Origin of the sequence: Caulobacter sp. AP07 (assembly GCF_000281955.1) — a bacterium.
Lineage (GTDB): Bacteria > Pseudomonadota > Alphaproteobacteria > Caulobacterales > Caulobacteraceae > Caulobacter.
The window spans coordinates 14,294-27,421 of the sequence record NZ_AKKF01000237.1 but is presented as its reverse complement, the minus strand read 5'-3'; the positions used below and the strand labels follow the sequence as shown (position 1 = coordinate 27,421).

The 13,128-nt window shown below is 69.3% G+C and carries 10 protein-coding genes; 3 read left to right on the top strand and 7 right to left on the bottom strand.

Features of this window, described 5'->3' with window-relative positions; all coding sequences use genetic code 11:
* Positions 1–124 precede the first annotated feature (124 nt).
* Complete coding sequence (locus tag PMI01_RS21050; protein ID WP_007673873.1) at positions 125–1,285, bottom strand: DegT/DnrJ/EryC1/StrS family aminotransferase; 1,161 nt, start codon at positions 1,283–1,285, stop codon at positions 125–127.
* 218 nt (positions 1,286–1,503) lie between these two features.
* On the opposite strand from PMI01_RS21050, the gene PMI01_RS21045 reads away from it, so the two are divergent.
* Complete coding sequence (locus PMI01_RS21045; protein ID WP_007673871.1) at positions 1,504–2,487, top strand: mechanosensitive ion channel family protein; 984 nt, start codon at positions 1,504–1,506, stop codon at positions 2,485–2,487.
* Here PMI01_RS21045 and PMI01_RS21040 read toward each other — a convergent pair.
* From PMI01_RS21040 to fsa, 4 genes are all read right to left on the bottom strand, one after another.
* On the bottom strand, positions 2,417–3,592 hold the full coding sequence (locus PMI01_RS21040; RefSeq protein WP_007673868.1) for a trans-sulfuration enzyme family protein: 1,176 nt from the start codon (positions 3,590–3,592) through the stop codon (positions 2,417–2,419). The genes PMI01_RS21045 and PMI01_RS21040 overlap by 71 nt on opposite strands.
* 104 nt (positions 3,593–3,696) lie before the next feature.
* On the bottom strand, positions 3,697–5,100 hold the full coding sequence (locus PMI01_RS21035; RefSeq protein WP_007673864.1) for a pyridoxal-phosphate dependent enzyme: 1,404 nt from the start codon (positions 5,098–5,100) through the stop codon (positions 3,697–3,699).
* Positions 5,101–5,213: 113 nt separating this feature from the next.
* Complete coding sequence (locus tag PMI01_RS21030) at positions 5,214–5,447, bottom strand: hypothetical protein (RefSeq protein WP_007673861.1); 234 nt, start codon at positions 5,445–5,447, stop codon at positions 5,214–5,216.
* A gap of 129 nt (positions 5,448–5,576) precedes the next feature.
* On the bottom strand, positions 5,577–6,230 hold the full coding sequence (fsa, locus tag PMI01_RS21025; protein WP_007673842.1) for a fructose-6-phosphate aldolase: 654 nt from the start codon (positions 6,228–6,230) through the stop codon (positions 5,577–5,579).
* A 155-nt stretch (positions 6,231–6,385) separates the two neighbouring features.
* Between fsa and PMI01_RS21020 the strand changes: the two genes are divergently transcribed.
* A complete protein-coding gene (locus PMI01_RS21020) occupies positions 6,386–7,546 on the top strand; it encodes an AGE family epimerase/isomerase (RefSeq protein ID WP_007673839.1) in 1,161 nt (386 codons plus the stop codon).
* Here the strand turns inward: PMI01_RS21020 and PMI01_RS21015 are convergent.
* Together PMI01_RS21015 and PMI01_RS21010 are read right to left on the bottom strand one after the other, a co-directional pair.
* Positions 7,530–8,843 (bottom strand): mannose-1-phosphate guanylyltransferase, encoded by a 1,314-nt coding sequence (locus tag PMI01_RS21015; RefSeq protein ID WP_007673837.1) that lies wholly within the window; start codon positions 8,841–8,843, stop codon positions 7,530–7,532. The genes PMI01_RS21020 and PMI01_RS21015 overlap by 17 nt on opposite strands.
* Before the next feature lie 100 nt (positions 8,844–8,943).
* Positions 8,944–10,992, bottom strand: coding sequence for an NAD(+) synthase (locus PMI01_RS21010; protein ID WP_007673835.1), 2,049 nt, complete (start codon positions 10,990–10,992; stop codon positions 8,944–8,946).
* A 167-nt stretch (positions 10,993–11,159) separates the two neighbouring features.
* Between PMI01_RS21010 and tkt the strand changes: the two genes are divergently transcribed.
* Positions 11,160–13,121 carry a transketolase gene (gene tkt / locus PMI01_RS21005; RefSeq protein ID WP_007673833.1) on the top strand — a complete coding sequence of 654 codons (1,962 nt, stop codon included), beginning with the start codon at positions 11,160–11,162 and terminating at the stop codon, positions 13,119–13,121.
* The last annotated feature ends 7 nt before the right edge of the window (positions 13,122–13,128 follow it).

Sequence of the window (13,128 nt, the reverse complement as noted above, 5' to 3'; positions counted from 1 at the left end):
TCAGGGCGGCGCCGGGCGTGCTGAACACCGCGACTACGAACGACGTCACCGGATCGTGCATCTGAACCTTCGAATCAACTTCATCGCCACATTACCCAGGGGTGAGGCGCGATTACGGCGCAGCCTAACCGTTAAAGGCGCGGATCGCCTCGATGATCTTTTGTTGATCACCCTCGCCCAGATAGGGATGCATCGGCAGGGCCAGTACGGTCTCGGCCTTGGCCTCGGTGACCGGCAGGCCGCCGGCCCCGCGCGGGAAACCGGCATAGGGCGCCTGAACGTGCATCGGCACGGGATAATAGACCGCCGTCGGGATGCCCTGGGTCTTGAGATGCGCGGCCAGGCCGTCGCGGTTGGCGTGCTCGATCACGTACTGGGCCCAGACCGAGACGCCGCCGTCGATCACCCGGGGCGTCGCCAGCACCGCGCCCTTCAGGCCCTCGGCGTAGCGGTTCGCCACCGCCTGGCGCAGATCGATCTCCTCCTGGAAGATCGCCAGCTTCTCGATCAGGATCGCCGCCTGGATCGTGTCCAGCCGCGAGTTCATGCCGATGCGGGTGTTGAGGTACTTGGTGTCGTGGTCGAAGGTGCGGCCGACCAGGTCGGGCGCCACGGCCTTGCCGTGCACCCGGAAGCTGTCCATCAGGTCCCAGAGTTCCTGGTCGTTGGTCAGCACCGCCCCGCCGTCGCCGTAGCAGCCCAGCGGCTTGGCCGGGAAGAAGCTGGTGGTGGCGACGTCGGCCCAGTGCAGCGGGTGATGGCCGTTCAGGGTGCAGCCGAAGCCCTGGGCGCTGTCGGAGATCAGCTTCAGGCCTTCGCGGTCGCAGATGGCCTTGATGGCCGGATAGTCGGCCGGCTGGCCGAACAGGTCGACGGCGATCACCACCTTCGGCGCGAGCTCGCCCTTGGCCTTCACGTCGGCGATGGCGGCTTCCAGCTTGGCCGGATCGAGGTTGAAGGTGTCCTCCAGAACGTCGACGAACACCGGCGTCGCCCCGACCCACGGCACGACTTCCGGCGTGGCGGCGAAGGTGAAGGACGGGCAGAACACCGCGTCGCCGGGTCCGATCCCCCAGGCCATCAGCGGCAGGGCGATGGCGTCGGTGCCGTTGGCGCACGACAGGGCCAGCTTCGCCTGGCCGAACGCCGCCAGCTTGGCCTCGAACTCGCGCACCTGCGGGCCCATGACATAGGCGCCGCTGTCGAGGACACCGGCGATGGCGGTGTCGATTTGCCTGCGGATCCGGCGCTGCTGCGCGGCGAGGTCGATGAAGGGCATGCTCATGGGCGGCGCTCATAGAGACGGATGGCGGCGAGTTCGAGCCAATTGATGTAACCGACTGTTTCCGGATGGCGAAGCGGCGCCTGGAGCATCGCGCGGAAAAGTGGAGACCGGTTTTCCGCGAAAACGATGCGAATACAAAAATCTAGAGCTTGCTCTGGCGGAACGCTCCGGGGCCGCGATCGTTGACCGCCGGACGCGGGGGCGCCATCGAGAGACCCATGCAGACCAAACCGACCCTGATCCCGCCGGACGCCAAGCTGCCCGCGCTCGCCAACGTCAAGGCCGACGAGACGATGCTGGGCCATTTCATCGACTGGCTGGGCAAGGTGGCCGTCAACCTGATCGTCGCCGCCCTGATCCTGGCCGTCACCTTCTGGATGGCCGGCTGGCTGGCGGGCGTGGCGCGCCGAACCCTGGGCCGGGTGCATCGCACCAATCCCGATCCGACCCTGGAAAGCTTCGTCTCGTCCCTGGTCCGCTACGCCGTCGTCGCCGTGGGCCTGGTCGCCGTGCTGCAGCAACTGGGCGTGCAGGCCACCTCGATCATCGCCGTGCTGGGCGCGGCCTCCCTGGCCATCGGCCTGGCCTTGCAGGGCGCGCTGTCGAACGTGGCGGCCGGGGTGATGATCCTGCTGTTCCGCCCCTACAAGGTCGGCGACGTCATCGAGACGGTCACCCGCCAGGGCACGGTCAAGTCGCTGGACCTGCTGTTCACCGAGATCGCCACCCCCGACAACGTCAAGGTGATGATCCCCAACAGCAAGGTGTTCGGCGACGTCATCCTCAACTACTCGACCCACCGCAACCGGCGGGCCGACGTGCTGTTCAAGGTGCCCCTGAAGACCGACCTGGTCGCCGTGCTGCAGAAGATGCGCGAGCGGGCCGAGAACGATCCGCGGGTGCGCAAGGACCCGGCCCCGATGATCGAGGTGGTCGACCTGTCGGAGGTGTTCGCCCAGGCCGCGATCCGGGTCTGGACGGCCAAGGAGGACTTCGGCCCGGTCAGGACCGACCTGATGCTGGCCGCCCACCTGCTGGCCGAGGACCCGGCCCGGATCCTGCCGCCACCGCGTCCGTCCAAGGCCCCCGACCCGTCACCGGTGATGCCCGGCGACAAGGATCACCACCTGTTCAGGCTGAGAGCGCCTCGGAAAGGTCGGCAATCAGGTCCTCGCAGTCCTCAATCCCCACCGAAAGCCTGATCAGGGTGTCGGAGATGCCCAGCGCCGCGCGCTGATCGGCCGGGATCGAGGCGTGGGTCATGATCGCCGGATGCTCGATCAGGCTTTCGACCCCACCCAGGCTTTCGGCCAGCGTGAACAGTCGCGTGCGCTCCAGCATCCGCCGGGCGGTGTCGATATCGCCCTTCAGCTCCACCGAGATAATGCCGCCAAAGCCCCCCAGCATCTGGCGCCTGGCCAGGTCATGCTGCGGGTGGGTGGGCAGGCCGGGATAGATCACCCTGGCCACGTCCGAGCGGGTCGACAGCCACTTGGCGATCGCCAGGGCGCTGTCGCAGGCCCGCTGCATGCGCAGGGCCAGGGTCTTGACGCCGCGCAGCGCCAGGAAGCTGTCGAACGGGCCGAGCACCGCGCCGACCGCGTTCTGCAGGAACTTCAGCTTCTCGGCGATCTCGGCGTTGTCGCCGACCACCGCCACGCCCGCCACCACGTCGGAGTGGCCGTTCAGGTACTTGGTGGCCGAGTGCATGACCACGTCGAAGCCCAGTTCCAGCGGCCGCTGCACGAACGGGCTGGCGAAGGTGTTGTCGGCCACGGTGATCAGGCCGCGCGTCTTGGCCAGGGCGGCGATGGCCGAGAGATCGGCCAGGCGCAGCATCGGATTGGTCGGGGTCTCGACCCAGATCATCCGGGTCTCGGGCGTGATGGCCGCTTCGATCGCCGCCAGGTCGCCCATGTCGACAAAGCTGAACTTCAGTCCGGCCGAGCGCTTGCGCACCTTGTCGAACAGCCGGAACGAGCCGCCATAGAGGTCGTCGCTGGCGATCACGTGCGCGCCGCTGTCGAGGATCTCCAGGATCGTCGAGGCCGCCGCCAGGCCCGAGGCGAAGGCGAAGCCCGCCGTGCCGCTCTCCAGGTCGGCGATGCAGCGCTCGAAGGCGAAACGGGTGGGGTTGTGGCTGCGGCTGTACTCGAAGCCCTTGTGTTCGCCCGGGCTGGACTGGACATAGGTCGAGGTCGCGTAGATCGGCACCATCACCGCCCCGGTCGTCGGGTCGGGGAACTGGCCGCCATGGATCGTGCGGGTGGCGAAGGCCAGGCGGTTCTTGCCGGGGATGTCGGTCATGGAAAGTCCTTGGGCCGCCCTCGCCGTTCGACGGGCGCGGAGCAGAGAGTGGTGCTGACGCGGCGATCCGACAAGCGTGTGGGCTTGTCGGATGGCGCTCTGAACTAGGCGCTCATCCGCAGGTGATTGATCAGGTCGACGCGGGTGATCACCCCGACGAACTCGTCGCCGTCGCAGACCAGGGCCACCTCGTCGCGGTCGAACACTTCCGGCAGGGCGTCGACGCCCTGGGTCGACTGCAGGGTGTTGACCGCCCTGGTCATGGCCGCGCTCACCAGGGTCTTGAACTTCGGACCGCGGTCGTCGTCGACGACACCCTCGACGGCGGCCAGGATGTCGCTCTCGTCAAGGATGCCGACCAGCTTGCCGTGATCGACCACGGGCAGCTGGCTGATGTCGCCGTTGCGCATGCGGTTATAGGCGGTCAGCAGGGTGTCCTCGGGCCCGATCGCCACCACGCCGCCGTCGGCGTAGCGCTTGGCGATCAGGTCGCGCAGGTCGCCATGCAGCTCGCGCTGGTCGAAGCCGTGGGCGGCCAGCCACATGTCGTTGAACATCTTGGTCAGGTACTTGGAGCCGGTATCGCAGACCAGGGTCACCACCCGCTTCGACTCGGTCTGCGCCTGGCAGTAGCGCAGGGCGGCGGCCAGCAGGGTGCCCGAAGACGAGCCGGCCAGGATGCCCTCCTTGCGCAGCAGCAGGCGGGCGGTGTCGACGCTCTCGCGGTCGCTGATCGAATAGGCCTCGCGCACCAGGCTCATGTCGGCCACGGCCGGGATGAAGTCCTCGCCGATGCCCTCAACGATCCACGAGCCGGCCTCGCCGTAGCTGCCGGTGGCCACGTACTCGCAGAGGATCGAGCCGACCGGATCGGCCAGCACCATCCGGGTCTTGGGCGAGTGCTCGGCCATGTAGCGGCCGATGCCGGTCAGGGTGCCGCCGGAGCCGACGCCGACCACCACCGCGTCGATGTCGCCGCCCATCTGCTCGAAGATCTCCGGCGCCGTGGTGGTCTCGTGGGCCCGGGGGTTGGCCGGGTTCTCGAACTGGTTGACGTAGATCGAGCCGGGGATCGACTGGGCCAGGGTCTGGGCCATGTCCTGGTAGTATTCCGGGTGGCCCTTGCCAACGTCGCTGCGGGTCAGGCGCACGTCGACGCCCATGGCCCGCAGGTGCAGGATCTTCTCCCGCGCCATCTTGTCGGGAACGATCAGGATCAGCTTGTAGCCCTTGAGGGTGGCCACCTGGGCCAGGCCCAGGCCGGTGTTGCCGGCCGTCGCCTCGATGATCGTGCCGCCGGGCTTGAGGCTGCCGTCGGCCTCGGCCGCCTCGATCATCGAGCGGGCCACGCGGTCCTTGATCGAGCCGCCGGGGTTCTGGTTCTCCAGCTTCAGGAACAGCCGGCACGGCCCGGTGTCGAGGTTGCGGACCTCGATCATCGGCGTGCGGCCGATCAGGTCGAGCGCGGAATCGGCGACCGGAGGCAGGGCATATTTGGGGTTGTTCATGGCGCAACTCGGCGACAGAGAGAAATGATCTCCCTATCTAGGCCGGTTTCGCGAAAGCGCCAACGGCGTTACGCGAGCTTGACCACAGGCGTTTTCCGGCCCGGCCCGACCGTCTAGGCCCCGCAGGCCGCCAGGCGGTCCATCCGCCACTCGCGGGCGAACTTTCGGCTCACCGAAGCGTCCTCGAACACCACCTTGCGGCGCTCGCCGCCCAGTTCCGGGGCGTTGTGGATGATCACGAACGGAAAGCCGTTGCGCGACAGGAAGGCCTGCACGAAACCGGAAAAGCGCAGGGCTTCCTCGGCGGAGGCGATACAGATCTCGACGGCGATATCAGCGGCGTTCATGGCGCGCTCCGCGTGGGTTACCGAGACCCTAACGCACGAACTCGCAATTGCGAACAGTCTTCGCGGTCGCAAAATGCAACGGCCCCGGATCACTCCGGGGCCGCGCGGTATTTCAGTGGTCTTGGCCTTCTAGAGGATCGATTGGCCGGTGCCGGCCCAATCCTTCAGGAACTGCTCCAGGCCCTTGTCGGTCAGCGGATGCTTGAACAGGTCGGCGAACACCGCCGGCGGGATGGTCACCACGTCGGCGCCGACGATGGCCGCATCCTTGACGTGGGCGACGTTGCGCACCGAGGCGGCCAGGATCTCGGTCTCGTAGCCGTAGTTGTCGTAGATGGCGCGGATGTCGCGGATCAGGTCCATGCCGTCGAAGCCGTAGTCGTCCAGGCGGCCGATGAACGGCGAGACGTAGGTCGCGCCGGCCTTGGCGGCCAGCAGGGCCTGGGTCGGCGAGAAGCACAGGGTGACATTGGTCGAGATGCCCTCGCCGGCGAAGGCGGCGGTGGCGATCAGGCCGTCGCGGGTCAGCGGCACCTTGACCACGACGTTCGGGGCGATGGCGGCCAGCTTGCGGCCCTCGGCGATCATCGCCTCGTGGGTGGTGGCGGCGACTTCGGCGCTGATCGGGCCGGGCACCAGGTCGCAGATCTCGGCGATCACCTCGAGCATCGGACGGCCCGACTTGGCGATCAGGGTCGGGTTGGTGGTCACCCCGTCCACCAGGCCGGTGGAGGCCAGGTCGGCGATGATCTTGGTGTCGGTGCTGTCGAGGAAGATTTGCATGGGTCCGCGCGCTTTATTCTTGGGGATTTGGGCTCGTTTAGCTCGCCGGGCCCGGACACGCCAGGATTTCCGGGCCGGACGCCTCCGGCACGGCGAGGGGCGCTTGGCGGGCGGCGGGCGCTTCGCCTAGAAGGGGCCGGACCACGGAGCAGCAGATGACCAACACCCGCGCCGACGCCGAACGCCTGCGTGACGACCTCAAGGCCTGGGCCCTGGATCACGCCTTCCCCCTGTGGTGGGAAGTCGGCGCCGACCACGTGAAGGGCGGCTTCTTCGAGAAGATCGCCCAGGACGGAACGCCGGTGGAGGCGCCGCGCCGGGCGCGGGTGCAGCCGCGGCAGATCTATTCCTACGCGGTGGCCGGCCTGCTCGGCTGGGCGGGCCCCTGGAAGCAGGCCTTGAACCATGGGCTGGACTTCTACCTGGCCAAGTACCGTCGCCCGGACGGCTTCATGCGCACCCTGGTGGCCAGCGACGGCGCGCCGCTGGACGACAAGGTCGATCTCTACGACCAGGCCTTCGGCCTGTTCGGCCTGGCCATGGCCGCCCGGACGCTGCCCGAGCGGACGGACCTGCCCGTCCTCGCCGCCCAGCTTCGCGACAGGCTGTATGCCGACCTGAAGCATCCGGTGGCCGGCTTCGAGGAAAGCGTCCCGCGCAGCCTGCCACTGCTTTCAAACCCGCACATGCACCTGTTCGAGGCCAGCCTGGCCTGGATCGAGGTCGGCGGCGGCGAGGCCGGCTGGCGGGCGATGGCCGACGAGATCGCCGAACTGGCCCTGGACAAGTTCATCGACCCCGTCAGCGGCGGCCTGCGCGAATATTACGACGGCGACTGGAATCCGGCCCCGGGCGTCGCCGGGCGCGTCATCGAGCCCGGCCACCAGTTCGAATGGGCCTGGCTGCTGCTGCGCTGGGGCAAGCTGGCCGGCCGCGACGACGCGGTCCAGGCGGCGCTGCGGATGATCGCGATCGGTGACGGCCCCGGGGTGGACCCGGCCCGCGGCGTGGCGATCTTCGCCCTGCTCGACGACATGAACGCGCACGACGACATCGCCCGCCTCTGGGCCCAGACCGAGCGGATCAAGGCCGGCGTCCTGGCCGCCGAGGTGACCGGCGACCCGCGCTGGTGGGCGACCGTCGCCGCCGGCGCCGAGGGCCTGATCAAGTATTTCGACACGCCGGTGAAGGGTCTGTGGCGCGACAAGCTGCGGGCGGACGGGACCTTCGTCGAGGAGGATGCGCCCGCCAGCTCGTTCTATCACATCGTCTGCGCGATCCTGGAGCTCGACCGGGCGATCAGCGCCAGGTCGTGACCAGCATCGTCGCCGCCTGGATCGCGGTGACCCTGGCCTGGGCCGCCAGGTCCCGATGGTCGCCGGCCGCCAAGGTCGCCTCGCCCGTCAACGCGCCGTCCAGCACTTGGACGGTCGAGGGCGGCAAGGTCGCGGACGCCCCGACCACGAACCGCCAGACCTCGACACTGGCGAGATCGGTTTGGACCAGGCGCTGACGTTCCACGCCATCGCCAACCGACGAGACATGGCGTTGGGCCAGGTCGCGCCCCTTGGCCTTGAGACCATCGACCAGCAGCTTGACCGCCTGAGCGTCGTCGCGCCGGCAGACCAGGACCGCGTCCAGTTCGGCGACGATCATCAGGTCGCTGACCCCGATGACCCCGACGAACGGACCGGTCGAGCGGGCCAGCACGCCGGTGGTGTTGACCAGGGTGACGTCGCCCTGGGCGGCGTTGCCGGCGCCGTCCTGCGGCGAGGCGCCCCAGATCGCGTCCCAGGCCCCCAGGTCCGACCAGCTGAACACGGCGGGCACCACGGCGGCCATGTCCGTGCGTTCCATCACCGCGTAATCGAGCGAGATACTGGCCGCGCGGGCGAATCCGGCCGCGTCGAGGCGGACGACGCCCGGCTCCGCCACCGCCTCGGCCCAGGCGTCGCGGGCCCCTTCGGCGACACTGGGCTCGAACCGTCGCAACTCGCCGAGCAGGGTCGCGGCCTGGAAGGCGAAATTGCCGCTGTTCCAGAGATAGCCGTCGGCCACGTAGCGCCGGGCGGTCTCGAGGTCGGGCTTCTCGACGAAGGCCGCGACACGGAACACGCCCTCGCCGGCCGGCGCGCCAGGACGGATGTAGCCGAAGCCCGTGGCTGGACCGGTGGGGCGCACGCCGAAGGTGACGATCAGGCCCAGGCCCGCCGCCGCGGCCGCGACGCGCGACGCTTCGCGAAAGGCCTCGGGCTCGCCGACATGGTGGTCAGCCGCCAGCATCAGCATCACCCCGTCGGGGTCCAGGCGCTCGACATAGACGGCGGCGGCGGCGGCGGCCGGCGCGGAATTGCGGGCCTGCGGCTCGACCAGCACCATGATCGAGGCCCCGATCTCCTCGGCCTGCTCGCGCACCAGGTCGACCATGGTCGCGCCGGTGACGACGATGATATCGCGCGCCTCGGCCAGGTCCCTCACCCGCAGCAGGGTTTCCTGGAAACTCGAATGGGGACCCAGCAGCTTCAGGAACTGCTTGGGGCGGTCGGCCCGCGAGGCCGGCCACAGGCGCGTGCCGGAACCACCGCACAGGATCACGGGATAGATGGCGGTCACGGGATCGCTCGCGACGCCGCTTCGTGACGCATCGTCATGCCTGATTCCAGCCCATCCGACCCCGTGATCGCCATAACTCTCGCAATGGTTGCGTCAAAACTCAAGTCGGCGTCCCGGCCCGCAGTTCCGCCAGCCAGGTGTCGGCCGTGGCGTCGGACGGCATCCGCCAGTCGCCGCGCGGCGACAGGGCCCCGCCGGACGAGATCTTCGGGCCGTTGGGCATGGCCGAACGCTTGAACTGGTTGGCGAAGAACCGCTTCAGGAACAGCTCCAGCCAGCGCTTGATCTCGGCCAGGTCGTAGGCCTTGCGCGCGGCGTCGGGCGTGCCGACCGGCCAGCCGCCGGCGGCGGCGTCATGCCAGGCGCTCCAGGCCAGGAAGGCGATCTTCGACGGCGCCATGCCGTAGCGGGTCATGTAGTAGAGGTTGAAGTCCTGCAGGGCGTAGGGACCGACGAAGCTCTCGGTGGCCTGGACCTCCTTGCCCGGCACCAGTTCGGGCGAGATCTCGGTGGCCAGGATGTCCTCGAGCAGGTCGCCGGTCGCCGCGTCCACGTCGCCCGAGGCCGCCACGAAGCGGATCAGGTGCTGGATCAGGGTCTTGGGCACCCCGGAATTGGGGTTGTAGTGGCTCATCTGGTCGCCGACCCCGTAGGTGCACCAACCCAGGGCCAGTTCCGACAGGTCGCCGGTGCCCACCACCATGCCGTGGTGATGGTTGGCCAGGCGGAACAGGTAGTCGGTGCGCAACCCGGCCTGGACGTTCTCGAACGTCACGTCATAGACCGGCTCGCCCTTGGCGAACGGGTGGTCGAGGTCGGCCAGCAGTTGCCGGGCGGCCGGGCGGATGTCGATCTCGGCCGCGCTGACGCCCATCGCCTTCATCAACGCCCAGGCATTGGCCTTGGTGCGGTCGGAGGTGGCGAAGCCCGGCAGGGTGTAGGCCAGGACGTTGGCCCGCGGCAGACCCAGCTGATCCATGACCCTGGCGGCGACGATCAGGGCGTGGGTCGAGTCGAGCCCGCCCGAGACGCCGATCACCAGCTTCGACAGACCCGAGGCCTCGACCCGCCGGGCCAGGCCCTGGACCTGGATATTGTAGGCCTCGTAGCAGTTCTCGCGCAGCTTGGCCGGGTCGGACGGGGTGAACGGGAAGCGCTCGACCGTCCGCAGCAGGGCCAGGTCGCCGGCCGGCGGGACGAAGTCGAAGGCGGCGATCCGGAACGGCGTGGCCGGCGGCGACAGGGTCGCGGCGTCGCCGAAGCTGACCATCCGCATACGCTCCTGGCGGATGCGGCCGACATCGACGTCGGCCATGGCCATCACCGGTCCGGTCGAGAAGCGCGGCGTCTCGGCCAGCAGGTTTCCCAGCTCGTGGATGTCGACATGGCCGTCCCACGCCAGGTCGGTGGAGCTCTCGCCCGCCCCCGCCGCCGAATAGACATAGGCCGCGATGGCCCGCGCCGACTGGCTGGCGCACAGCAGGCGGCGGGTCTCGGACTTGCCGATGGTGATGTTGCTGGCCGACAGGTTCAGCAGGATCTCGGCCCCGGCCATGGCCTGGGCGGTGCTGGGCGGGGTCGGGGTCCAGACGTCCTCGCAGATCTCGACGCCGACCGTGAAGGCCGTGTCGCCGCCCGGACCACCCGGGGCGCGCAGCAGCACGTCGGTCCCGAACGGGACGGCCTGGCCGGCCAGGGTCAGGGTGCGGCCGACCACGCCGGCCCCGGGGGTGAACCAGCGGCGCTCGTAGAATTCGCGATAGTTGGGCAGGAAGGTCTTGGGGATCACCCCTCGCACCCGTCCGCCCTGGATGGCCACGGCGGTGTTGTAGAGCCCCCCCCCGTCGCGCAGCGGCGCGCCGACCACGAACAGCGGGGCCAGGTCCTTGCTGGCCTGGGCCAGCACCGCGATCGCCGCCTCGACGGCGTCGAGCAGGGCGTCCTGCTGAAGCAGGTCGTCGATGGCGTAGCCCGTCAGGCCCAGCTCCGGAAAGGCCATGACCGCGACGCCTGCCGCGTCGCCCTGGCGCACCAGGTCCAGCACCCGCTGGGCGTTGGCGGCCGGATCGGCGAGCTTGACCTTCGGCGTCGCCGTCGCGACGCGGACGAAGCCGTGGCGATAGGGCGAAAAGAACGACAGGTCCGCCAAGGGGTAAGCCTTCGGTTGCCGCCCGGTGGGTCCGGGGCGTGGCTATCAGGTAACGGCGCGGGACTGAGCGGGCAAGGGCGGGGGCGGCTTTGCTTGACCCGATGCGCCTCGCATGCCACCTGCGGGCCGCGCAATCACCGCCGAAAAACAGCCAAAGAGCCCGCTCCATGCCCGTTTCGCCCGTCAAGATGGCCGACGCGATCCGCGTCCTTTCCATGGACGCGGTTCACAAGGCCAAGTCCGGCCACCAGGGCATGCCGATGGGCATGGCCGACGTCGCGACGGTGCTGTGGAGCAAGTTTCTGAAGTTCGACGCCAGCCAGCCGGACTGGGCCGACCGCGACCGCTTCGTGCTGTCGGCCGGCCACGGCTCGATGCTGCTCTATTCCCTGCTTCACCTGACCGGCTTCAAGGCCGTGACGATGAAGGAGATCGAGAACTTCCGCCAATGGGGTTCGATGACCCCCGGCCACCCCGAAGCGCACCACACGCCGGGCGTCGAATGCACCACCGGCCCGCTGGGCCAGGGCCTGGCGATGTCGGTCGGCATGGCCATGGCCGAGGCCCACCTGGCGGCGCGCTTCGGCAAGGACGCCGTCGACCACCGCACCTGGGTGGTGGCCGGCGACGGCTGCCTGATGGAGGGCGTCAGCCATGAGGCGATCAGCCTGGCCGGCCGCCTGAAGCTGTCGAAGCTGACCGTGCTGTTCGACGACAACAACACCACCATCGACGGCGTGGCGACCATCGCCGAGACCGGCGACCAGCTGCTGCGCTTCAAGGCCGCCGGCTGGGCGGTCAAGGCCGTCGACGGCCACGACCACGGCAAGATCGCCGCCGCCCTGCGCTGGGCGACCAGGCAGGACCGCCCGACCCTGATCGCCTGCAAGACCCTGATCTCCAAGGGCGCGGGCCCCAAGGAAGGCGACCACCACAGCCACGGCTACACCCTGTTCGACGACGAGATCGCCGCCGCGCGGGTCGCCATGGGCTGGGACGCCGCGCCGTTCACCGTGCCGGACGACATCGCCAAGGCCTGGAAGAGCGTCGGCCGTCGCGGCGCCCGCGTCCGCAAGGCCTGGGAAGCCGGCCTGAAGGCCAGCCCCCACGCCGCCGACTTCGCCCGCGCCATGAACGGCCAGCTGCCGGCCGACGCCTTCGACAAGCTGACGGCCCATCTCGCCGCCTCCGCCGAGGCCAAGCCGGCCAACGCCACCCGGGTCCATTCCGGCGCGGCCCTCGACCAGCTGATCCCGGCGATCCCGGAAATGATCGGCGGCTCGGCCGACCTGACCGGCTCGAACAACACCTTCGTCAAGGGCATGCAGCCCTTCGACGCCCCCGACTACGCCGGCCGCTACGTGCACTACGGCGTGCGCGAGTTCGGCATGGCCGCGGCGATGAACGGCATGGCCCTGCACGGCGGCGTCATCCCCTATTCGGGCACCTTCCTGGCGTTCGCCGACTACAGCCGCCCGGCCATCCGCCTGGGCGCGCTGATGGGCGTCAGGGTCATCCACGTGATGACCCACGACTCCATCGGTCTTGGCGAGGACGGCCCGACCCACCAGCCGGTCGAACACCTGGCGGCCCTGCGCGCCATCCCCAACCTGCTGGTCTTCCGTCCGGCCGACGCGGTCGAGACCGCCGAATGCTGGAAGATCGCGCTGACCCAGACCGCCACCCCGTCGGTGATGTGCCTGTCGCGCCAGAAGGTCCCGGGGGCGCGCGGCGACGCGACCGACAACCTGTCGGCCAAGGGCGCCTACGAGCTGTTGGCCGCCGAGGGCGGCGACGCCGCCGTGACGATCTTCGCCTCGGGCACGGAAGTCTCGATCGCCGTGGCGGCCCGCGACATCCTGCAGGCCCAGGGCAAGCCGACCCGCGTCGTCTCGACCCCCTGCTGGGAGCTGTTCGCGCAGCAACCGGCCGCGTACCGCCAGGCGGTGATCGGGACCGCCCCGACCCGGGTCGCCGTCGAAGCCGCCGTCCGCATGGGCTGGGAGCGCTTCATCGGCGAGGACGGCAAGTTCGTCGGCATGACCAGCTTCGGGGCGTCAGCGCCGTTCGAGCGCCTGTACAAGGAGTTCGGCATCACCGCCGAGGCCGTGGCGGCGGCGGCGGTCTAGGGGATTC